The following is a 9331-nucleotide window of genomic DNA, read 5'->3' as shown; positions in this document are numbered from 1 at the left end:
CCGCCGTGCGGTGCCCGGTGTGCGACACGCCGCTGCAGCCTGCCGCCACCGGCCGCCCGGCCCGCTTCTGCACCATGCGCTGCCGCCAGGCCGCCTAGACCGCCCAGCGTCTGGCCGGGTACGGCAGCGCCTGGCCGACGACGTCGCTCTGCTGTCCGCCCTCACCACCGACCTGGCCCACGCCTACACCGACCTCGCCACCCTGGCCAGCGATGGCGACGGGCGGGCGGTCGACCCCGGGCGCCGCTTCTGTGACTGGATGGGAGCACGAGCTCGCCGAGCTGGCCGCCCGCACCGCGCGGCTGACCACCCGGATCGCCGAGGCCGGCCGCGAGCACCAGGCGCTCGTCACCGAACATGCCCACGCCACCGTCCTGGCCAGCCTGGCCGGGGTCCGCGGCTCGCCAGCACGCGGTGTGCCACAGTAAGGGTCGGTCTGTCCCGCACTCGGTTGGTTGCTCTGCCGAAAGGACGTTCTTGATGACCAAGGGAAAGAATCATCAGCGCGATGCCGAAGCCAGACTGCTGGCTCGCATTCCGCAGATCACCGGCAGGGACCTCCCCGAGTGGTTCCGCAAGATCGACAACGGGCCCTCCTTCCTGCGTGTCGAGGAACGCGTCAACTGGCTCGTCAACGAGCACGGGCTCACAGGCGCCTACGCGGTCGCCATCGTCCATGAGCACGAGCGGCGCCGTCGACACCACGCAGACCCAGACCACGACGAGTCCGGCAGAGGTTTGCGGAGGTCGCAGCAAGCGGACACGCAGGCGCCCGCCTTCGCCACCGTGCTGGCCTCGATGGTCGAGCAGAGCCTCACCGACCTGCCGGAGGAATGGGCCACATCCGACACCTCCCTGCTGATCTACCTCTCCGGTGATACAGCCGGGCCCGAAGCAGCGTTCGACGTCGTCGAGGCCACGGAATGGCTGCTGGGGGCTTTCGACCTCGAAGTGGTCACCAGCCGCGGTCCGATCCTGGGGTCAGTGGCCTACTGGTTACGAGCCCGTCGTCGCGACCTGAGGGACGCGGCCGCCTCCGATCTCGGCAAGGAAGTCGGCGTGGAGGTCAAACGGGCCCTGCAACTCCGTGCCGTCGACGCCGAGCAAGCCAAGGTCGATGACGCGAAGGCATCCGCGGCGGCCACGCTCATCGCCGCGACGGAATCGCACGCTGCCGCGGTCATCCAGGTCGGTGCGCTTTTGCTGGTGAAAGTGAACGACACGCTCAGCGTGCGTGACCTCAGCCCGAAGGAGATCAGCTTTCTACGACAGAACCCACACCTGGTAGCTGACCCCCATACCGTGCTGAACCATCTCCAGGCCTGCAACGCCGTCGGTCCCAGCCCCGTACAACAGCCTTCTGCCGTGGAAAGGTTCTCCAGCCCAGGAGAGGAAGCGACAGGGTAGATCTGGAGCGCGGCCCGCACCCTGACCGGGATCCGCCGCTCGGCATCCGGCGGCCGCCGAGCCACATCGCCCTGACCTCGACGCCCTACCCGAGGCCAGCCGGCTCCGCCTGGCGGGCGTCCCACGCCTCGATCACCTTCCGCAGTTCGCCGGCCACCTCAAGGTCGGTGACCGGATCCTGCGCCACGTGCCGCAGATGCGCCTCAGCCCCCTGCAGCAGCCCCGACCAGGGGGCGATCAGGACGGCAGCCTTGTGGGTGGCGGGTGAGCCGAGGTGGCTCCAGGCGTCGTGTCACGGCCCACAGGCTTGAGCGTGCCGTCATGATGGCGCGCGCGAAGGTGCCCCCCGACGAAGCGGTCCCCCCGCTCCCGAGCGCCGATGACGAACTTGGCCATCCCAGCCCGCGTCGACGCGCCGGCGTACGAGCCGAGGTCCCGCGGCGGATCGTGATCTGGGCGGTGAAGTCGTCGCTGATCTCGCCGGCGAACAGCACGGCCGCGTGTCCCTCCCGTGCCAGGGCGGGAAGAGCGGTCAGCACCCCGGCGTGGTGATGGGCGACATCGGCGGCCGGGACACGCGGGTGCCGGGCGGCCCCTGCGGAGGTGTTCAGTCGAAGAGCTGGCTGACCCAGACCTTCACCCTGCCGCTGTAGCTGTTGACGACCAGGTACCAGTCGACGTCGTAGGGCACCTCCAGCACGACGGGGCTGGCGTCGAAGAAGCCGCCGTAGTACTCGTAGGCGTCCTTGTCGAGGTAGGCCTGGTACTCCTCGGCATCCATCAGACACACCCGGCAGGCCGAGCCGCGCAGTTCCACCTCGAAGCGGGCGCCGAACGCGACGGAACCAAGGTCCCAGTAGAGGTGCTGCATACCTCATTGGTAACCCGGCCAGGCCATAACTCGAAAGCCCGGGGCAGGGGCGTCGACGCGCCGGAAGGGCATGCGCCGGGGACCCGCCTGCCCAGCTTTTTGTCGCTGCCGCGGCGTACAAGAGGTCATGGACACCATCCACGACATCGTGCTGTTCGCTGCCGCCAACCGTGACCTGCCCCCGGGGCAGTTCGAGCGTCAGGTCGCCCTGATCAAAACGGTGATGACCTACGATCCGGGCACCTACAGCTGGCACAGCCGCCTGCGCGCCGACGTGGTCGCCGAGCACGCCGGCCACGTCATCACCACCATGTTCGAGGCCGCCCGGCTGTACGGCACCACGGTGACCGCCAGCGTAGAACCCGCAGAGCCCGCCGAACCTCCGCCCACCGCCGGCCACGACGCGGCGCCGACCGCTACCGAACCACTGCGCTGACCGCCGCGCCTGCGCCCCGGGCGCACGATCTTCGCATCCGCAGCACGGTCGCGGCGGAGGGGTGCTGGCCCTTCTTGGCGCCGGAGGTGATGACGAGCTTGGCGGCGATGTCGCGCAGGCTGGCGCCCTGGCCGCGCAGGTGCAGGGCCATGGACAGCATCGCCTCGTCGACGACGCTGGCCCCGCCAATGGCCTTGCCGCGGGCGCGGGCGGACTCGTGGCCTTCCAGGGTGCGGTCGCGGATGTACTCGCGCTCCATCCCCGACAGGGCGGCCAGCACGGTGAACACCACCCCGGACGGGTCGTGGCTGCCCTGCAGTTCGCCGGTGAGGAACTGTAGGCCGATGCCGGCCGCCTTGAGCTGTTCGGCCAGCGCCGCCAGCTCCAGGCCGCGGCCGAGCCGTTTGTGCTCGTGCACCACGAGGGTGACCGCGACCCCGGTGGCGCGCATCTCGCGGGCGAGGGTGATGGCCTTGTCGAGCTCGGGCCGCACGGTGGCCCGGGTGGAGATCTTCTCCGCGAACACCCGGGTGACGCCGGCGGCCGCGAGGGAGTCGAGCTGGGTGTCCAGTGACTGGCGCACGGTGGAGGCGCGGGCGTAGCCGACCCGCGCATGATCGCTGATCTCGGCGCCGACGGCGGGGCGGGGCAGCTCGACCCATCCGGTGCCCGGCTTGCGCACCGGCGGCACGGCGACGCTCAGCGCCTTGGCCAGATGAGGCATCTGCCGGAAGCGGGCGGTGTGGTAGCCGACTGCCACCTTCCCCCGCCCGGTACGGCAGGGGGAGCCGGCCGGGGCCGCGCAGGCCGTCATCGGGCAGTCGCGGGCTTCGACCCGCAGGATGTCTGTGCACGGGTACCACGACGACGTGCCGTGGATGGAGCGGCTGGATTCGTCGGGGTCCCAGCCGGTGACCCGGCGGCCGGTCAGCTTTTCAATCGCGGCCGCCGTGGCGGCCTTGGCGCCGGCCACGTTGCGGGCGGCGATGCCGCCGATGAAGCCGAACCCGTCGATGTCGATCACGCCGTCCGGGCCCTGCAGGCTCCACTCGCCGTCTTCGCGCCACAGGCACCAGTCGCTGTCGTCGAAGGCTCGGCCCGCGGGTCCGGTGTCTCGGGTGGGAGCTGGGACGTCCTCGGGGACGCCTTGGACGTCCTGCCTCACGTCCTGGACGTCCGCGTCGCCGACGTCGCCAACCTCCTCGGGCTCGCCAACCTCGTCGGGTTCGGGGCCGTAGCGGGCGTCCAGGCGGGCGCGTTCAACGTCGTAGCGGGCCTGTGCCGATGCCCGCCACAGGGCGGCCACCTCGGCCTGCAGTTCGTGGTGCGGGCCGTAGTCCATCTCGCGGAAACTGGCCCGGCGCAGGCATTCCAGCACGGCGGGCAGGTCGTCGGCACTCAGCGCCTGGCGGAGCCGGCCGGGCCAGTCCGCGCGGCTGGGCAGCTCGTTGTAGCGGTGCAGGCGCCGGTCGACGACCCGGCGGATGGCGGCCGCCGCGGCGTCCGCGCGCCGCTGCAGGTCGCTGAGATCAGCCAGGCGGCGGCCGACGTCGCGGATCCGGCTGCTGCGTCCGGCCGCGCGCAGGGCGCGCCGTTTTGTCGACAAGGCGACCCGATACGGAGAAGTCTGCGGACTCCTGCGCATCGTCGACATCGAGGACGGACAGCCATGCGACGCCGCCAACCTCCACGCGAGGCGGGTCGAGTTGCCCGGCCAGGGATATGACGAACTGGAGGTTGTCGTAGTCGTACGCCTGCTCGCGGCCCGCTCGGCCGAGGGTGTGCGCGGGTCCACTGGCGGATCGTGATGGGGAGCATTCGAGGCGGCGAGTGGCTTGGGCGCGGTGACTGGATGCACGTGTTCGCCACTGATTTGCGCTGGGCCGTGTTGCCTCAGGTCATGAGCGGCGCGAAGCCGGCTGGCCGCGCCGCGACGCGGCCAGTTCACGGGTTCTTGGGGCTAGCGACAGGCGGCCTGGACAACGTGGTGGGAGTTGTCAGCTTGTGCCGATGGATCCCTTCGTCAGCAGTCGCTCCAGCCTCCGCCCCAGTTGGGGTTGGTGTTGGCAATCTTGCCGCGCGAGCCGGGATTTCCGTAAATCTTGAGGACGTAGTCGGAATAGAGTCCAGTTGTCGTCTTTTGGAACTGCTTGCCCCATGGCACCGTGCCGCGGGCCACTGCTACGCCGTTGCCGACATCAATGAGCTTCCACGTCACCGAAGAGCCGATTGCGGTGTAATAGCAGTTGCGGACCTCGGTCCAGATGACATTCTGAGACGCGGCTATGTATCCTACGTTGCAGTTGGTGTAGGTGGGGGCAATCGTGCAGGTCCATGTTCCCGCCGAGGCCGCCTGGCTGGGGAGAATGGCGAATGCCGCTAATGCCGACGCGGCAACCATCGATGCCGTTGTGCTTTTCTTCATGGAAGTGTTTCCCATCGGAGAAGCGGGTGTGTGATCGTACTGAAGATAGCGAGCGCCGCTTTTGATTCGCTTTTTCGCCGCACGCGTCCTGACCTCCCGCGAGACGCAGGCGCTTGAGATTGATTGGTAGCGCGTTCAGGCGGGCGAGCTCGGCGCGGTGCACCTCCAATACGGCGGCGATCGCCTCGGGCGGCAGCTGATCGCGCAGGGCGACGGCGGCGCCGCGGTAGCTCTCCTGTACGGCGTCGCGGGCGCGGACGGTGTCCGCACGCCAACTCCTGCCTGACCTGCCCGACTTTCATCACCACCGCCGAGTTCCTGCCCCAGCGTCGCGCCCACCGCCAGCAAGTCATACAGCTGATCACCGCAGCCGAGGCTCGCGGCCAGACCCGCATGGTCGAGATGAACCGGCGAGTCGCCGACAACCTGGAAAAGATCATCACCGCGCTCGACGACGACTGCCCAAACCAGGAGACGGCCGATGCTTCGTCACAACACCGCACCGATCATCGCCGCCGCCCGGCGACGCCACGAACTGACCCGCTCCAAGGCCGTCCCGGCGCTCCGCGAACTGCACACCCCCGACACGCCAATCTCCTTCGAGGCCGTCGCCCGCACCGCAGGGATCTCCCGCTCCTGGCTCTACACCCAGCCCGACCTTCGAGCTGAGATCGAACGTCTCCGCCAAAACGGCCTGGCGCTCGGGTCGCCGTCACTAGAGGCAAAGTAGCTCTTCGTAACCATCGCTACTCTTTGTGGTTGCTGGCTTGGTCATCTCAGTGTCGAATAACGACCGTCTGTCGACACTCGCCAAGGCGGTCACGGAACCGCAGGTGGGTGCTGTCGATAACTCGTGTCGGAAATCAATGTCGGTGAACGGTACGTGGAGTAGATTTCGACAGTGCTCTTCGGCTACGCGCGGGTCAGCACCGCCGACCAGAACCCCGACCATCAGATCGACGCGCTGCTGCGCGCGGGCGTCGACCGCAATGACATCCATTTGGACAAGGTCAGTGGCGCCAAGGCCTCCCGGCCCAGCCTCGATCTGGTCCTCAAGCTGCTGCGCGAGGGCGACACGCTGAAGGTCACCCGGCTGGACCGGCTGTCGCGCTCGGTCCTGCACCTGGTCACCCTCGGGGCGGACCTGCGGATGCGCGGGGTGGGGCTGCATGTGATCGAGCAGGGCATCGACACCGACACGATGGAGGGCCGGGCGATGTTCGGCATGCTGTCGGTCCTGGCCGAGTTGCAGCGCGAGCTGATCGTCGCCAACACGATAGACGGCCTGACCTCCGCCCGTGCCCGCGGCCGGGTCGGTGGACGTCGGCCCAAGCTCACCACCGACCAGGCAGCCCTCGCCCAGCAGCTGTACGACACGCGGGACAAGACCGTCCAGCAGATCGCGGACTTGTTCGGAGTGCCGCGCTCCACGGTGTACGGGCACCTGAAGGTCGACGCCGTACGCCGCCAGCCGAAGAAGCCCCCGGAGAGGGCGTAGGCGGGACGCGGGGTCGGGTCTTGGCAGGGGCCCGAGGCCGAACTGTTGGGAAGATGCGGAATGGGGATGTAAGAAAGCCCTCCTTCGGACCACTTGCTCAATGAACGTTTGTCCCCGACCGAAGGAACCGGCTTGCCAAACCCCCATGAGCGCTTCACCGCGCTCTACAACACCTACCAAGCGCGGGTGTACGGCTATGCGGCAAGTCGCGCCGGACATCAACTCGCGGAGGAAGTGGTCAGCGAGACCTTCCTGGTGGCCTGGCGGCGTCTGGACAGCCTCCCCGACCACGCGCCGTTGCCATGGCTCCTCCGCGTCGCTCGCAACATTCTGCGCGACAACTTCCGGCGGGCCGCCCGGCGCGAATCTCTGGAAGCTGAACTGCGCACGTGGATGGAAGAGGCGGCCACCGACGTGGGGGAACACGCCACCGAGCGCGTCGCCGTACTCCGCGCCCTGGCCGGCTTATCCGAAGCCGACAAAGAGATCCTGACCCTGACCACCTGGCATGGCCTATCCACCACGGAAGCGGCCGAGGTACTCGGCTGCACCAAGGCCGCCTTCTTCGTCCGCTTGCATCGAGCGCGCCGCCGACTGCAGTCGGCGATCGAAGCCACCGGTACCACCCCGTCCCGAAAGCCCGTGACCGTTCCAGGAAGGAAACTGCGATGAGCCGCAAGCTCGACGCGACGGATCTGCTCGCCATGGCCCGCCCGGCTTCGCTGGACCGCGGATCACGCATCTCCGCTGACGACATGCTGTTCATGGCCACCGCCGAGGCGCCACAAGAACCCTCGCGCAGGCGATCGCGCCCGAGGCGGACCCTGCTGGCCGACCCAGCCTCGCGGGCCCGGTCCCGCCTGTGGGTCCTGTGGGCGCCGCTGTCCACGGCCGCGGTCGTGGCGCTGGTCTTCGCGCTGGTGACGAGCCTGGCACCAGCCCCTGCTGTGCTCAAGCCACCGAGAACCAACCAGGAACTGTTCGACCTGGCCGACAGGATCAAGAAGCTCCCCGCAGAGAGCGGTGCCTACTGGCGCGAGGTGAGGATCGACGGCAATTACCTGTCTACCGGTGGCTACAGGCTCGTGGTGGTCGGCCGCCGCGAGACCTGGCAGCCGCGCGACCCGGCTGATCCGGTGCTCACGCAGTGGTGGCGGCAGGACAGCGCCCGCCCGGCCACGGCCGAGGACGAGCGAGCCTGGCGGGCGGCGGGAGCTCCCGCCCGGGTCAAGGGCCACTGCGAGACCAGCGGGCCGTGCGGTTCGATTCCGGTCGCCGCCGAGCCGAAGGACTGCAGGTACACCTTGAGAATGGATCCCACGGGAACCTATCCCGACAAAACGGTCAACGATTTCAGCATGGCGGACCTGGCGGCGATCCCCACTGATCCGGCCGCGCTCCTGAAGCAGCTTCGCGCTTACCACGAGATCTGGAACGGCCGCGGCTTCACGCAGCCTTTCGAGAAGTTCCTGCCGACCACCGTGAATCTCCTGGGCATGCCGCTCAGCCCTGCCCAGCGCGCCGCGATCATCAGCGTCCTGGCCAGTCTGCCGACCACCAAGGTCGTGGGCACAGTGACGGATCCGCTAGGCAGAAGGGGCATATCGGTGGACTTCGGCGGAGCGGGAGGCAACCTGGTGTACTCCAACAAGCCGGGCAAGGAGTTGCCGGTCTACAACAGGCAGATCCTCGACCCGGGGACGGGGGAGACGCTCTCGCGCGTTTCCTATGCGGCCCGCACCGCACTGGGGGCGACCAAGGGTGAGGTCATGAGCTACCACGCCCGCGGCCTCGAGTCGGGCTGGACCAGGCCGCCGGCTTCTCCACCGAAGGGGTGCAAGAAGGGGGAATGAAAGGGGTGCCGACCCCGGCGGCGATGAGCGCGTGACCGGGGTCTGCGCGGTAGACGACTCAGCCGACAGGCGCGTTCAGGTAGTTCTGGATCTCTGCAGGGACAACAACGGCGCTCATGCGGCCTTCGGCCCCCTGCATGGATCAGCTGGCCTGCTGGACTTCCAGGCCCGAGACTGTCGGCGAAGGCTGAGGCCTTGTGGTCACCAACCAGTTTCCTCGGTGTTGACGGCTTCGAGTCGCTCAGTCGCGGTCATCTGCTGGCGTTCGGTGTCGGTGAGGGGGCGGCGTTCGCCAGCTAGGCGGCGTGCGGCGGGTCCGATGAGTAAAGCGAGGCCGAGTACGGAGATGCCAGCGAGGGCAGTCCCGGCCAGGGTCCATCGTCCCCAGTCCGGGAGGTTCGACATCACCGTTGCCGCGACCGCGCACGTGATCAAGCCGAGCAGCGGAAGAAGCCACAGGAGGTGCCGCGTCCACCGCTGCGAGCACGGGGCGGCGGGCGCCGGAGCGGGCGGTAGGGTCCTGGCTGCGCGGCGGGCGCGGGCGGCGTTCGCTGTCGCGATGACCTGACGTGCAGGAGGCCGCGGATGGCGAGATGGCATGGCCCCATTGGACCCGCCCGAGAAAGGTCCATGGTGGTGAAGTCAGGAAATGGCGTGACCTCCGTGCTATCTCCCGGGCGGTCCCACATTACGGTCATGTCACCCGGCGGAAAGTACGGGCCCGCAGAGCCCTTGATCAGTCGGCGGGGTAGCCGCGGCCACCGACAGGGGCGTCAGCGCGTCAGCGGGACGGTCAGCAGCATGCAGCCGGGGGTGCGAGCGCCCGGGAAGCACAGCAACT

General features: G+C 68.6%; 10 protein-coding genes. 7 read left to right on the top strand and 3 right to left on the bottom strand.

All coding sequences use genetic code 11. From position 1 onward, the window contains the following. Positions 1-251 precede the first annotated feature (251 nt). Both ACIBI5_RS49375 and ACIBI5_RS49370 read left to right on the top strand, forming a co-directional pair. A complete protein-coding gene (locus ACIBI5_RS49375) occupies positions 252-428 on the top strand; it encodes a hypothetical protein (RefSeq protein ID WP_397257997.1) in 177 nt (58 codons plus the stop codon). Between the two features lie 52 nt (positions 429-480). Further along, positions 481-1407: a DUF4287 domain-containing protein gene (locus ACIBI5_RS49370; RefSeq protein ID WP_397257996.1), complete on the top strand. Its 927-nt coding sequence runs from the start codon at positions 481-483 to the stop codon at positions 1405-1407. Between the two features lie 607 nt (positions 1408-2014). Here the strand turns inward: ACIBI5_RS49370 and ACIBI5_RS49365 are convergent. Continuing rightward, positions 2015-2278, bottom strand: a complete 264-nt coding sequence (locus ACIBI5_RS49365) for a DUF1883 domain-containing protein (protein ID WP_397257994.1) — start codon at positions 2276-2278, stop codon at positions 2015-2017. A gap of 127 nt (positions 2279-2405) precedes the next feature. Between ACIBI5_RS49365 and ACIBI5_RS49360 the strand changes: the two genes are divergently transcribed. After that, positions 2406-2714 (top strand): hypothetical protein, encoded by a 309-nt coding sequence (locus ACIBI5_RS49360; RefSeq protein WP_397257992.1) that lies wholly within the window; start codon positions 2406-2408, stop codon positions 2712-2714. Here ACIBI5_RS49360 and ACIBI5_RS49355 read toward each other — a convergent pair. Together ACIBI5_RS49355 and ACIBI5_RS49350 are read right to left on the bottom strand one after the other, a co-directional pair. Next, entirely contained in the window at positions 2695-4320 is a 1626-nt protein-coding gene (locus tag ACIBI5_RS49355; protein WP_397257990.1) for a recombinase family protein, read from the bottom strand. The two genes, ACIBI5_RS49360 and ACIBI5_RS49355, sit on opposite strands and share 20 nt — an antisense overlap. A 417-nt stretch (positions 4321-4737) precedes the next feature. Beyond that, positions 4738-5139: a hypothetical protein gene (locus ACIBI5_RS49350; RefSeq protein WP_397257988.1), complete on the bottom strand. Its 402-nt coding sequence runs from the start codon at positions 5137-5139 to the stop codon at positions 4738-4740. A gap of 481 nt (positions 5140-5620) precedes the next feature. Here ACIBI5_RS49350 and ACIBI5_RS49345 point away from each other — a divergent pair, with 481 nt between their 5' ends. The 4 genes from ACIBI5_RS49345 (at position 5621) to ACIBI5_RS49330 (ending at position 8490) form a co-directional block, all read left to right on the top strand. Next, a complete protein-coding gene (locus tag ACIBI5_RS49345) occupies positions 5621-5869 on the top strand; it encodes a DUF6262 family protein (protein ID WP_397257986.1) in 249 nt (82 codons plus the stop codon). A gap of 171 nt (positions 5870-6040) precedes the next feature. Continuing rightward, positions 6041-6637 (top strand): recombinase family protein, encoded by a 597-nt coding sequence (locus ACIBI5_RS49340; protein WP_397257984.1) that lies wholly within the window; start codon positions 6041-6043, stop codon positions 6635-6637. A 108-nt stretch (positions 6638-6745) separates the two neighbouring features. Next, positions 6746-7309 carry an RNA polymerase sigma factor gene (locus tag ACIBI5_RS49335; RefSeq protein ID WP_397257982.1) on the top strand — a complete coding sequence of 188 codons (564 nt, stop codon included), beginning with the start codon at positions 6746-6748 and terminating at the stop codon, positions 7307-7309. Continuing rightward, complete coding sequence (locus tag ACIBI5_RS49330) at positions 7306-8490, top strand: CU044_5270 family protein (protein WP_397257980.1); 1185 nt, start codon at positions 7306-7308, stop codon at positions 8488-8490. Before ACIBI5_RS49335 ends, ACIBI5_RS49330 begins: the two co-directional genes overlap by 4 nt. Positions 8491-9331: the final 841 nt, after the last annotated feature.

It is taken from the genome of Nonomuraea sp. NPDC050540 (assembly GCF_044457485.1).
GTDB lineage: Bacteria > Actinomycetota > Actinomycetes > Streptosporangiales > Streptosporangiaceae > Nonomuraea.
This window is presented reverse-complemented; position numbering and strand designations above follow the sequence as displayed.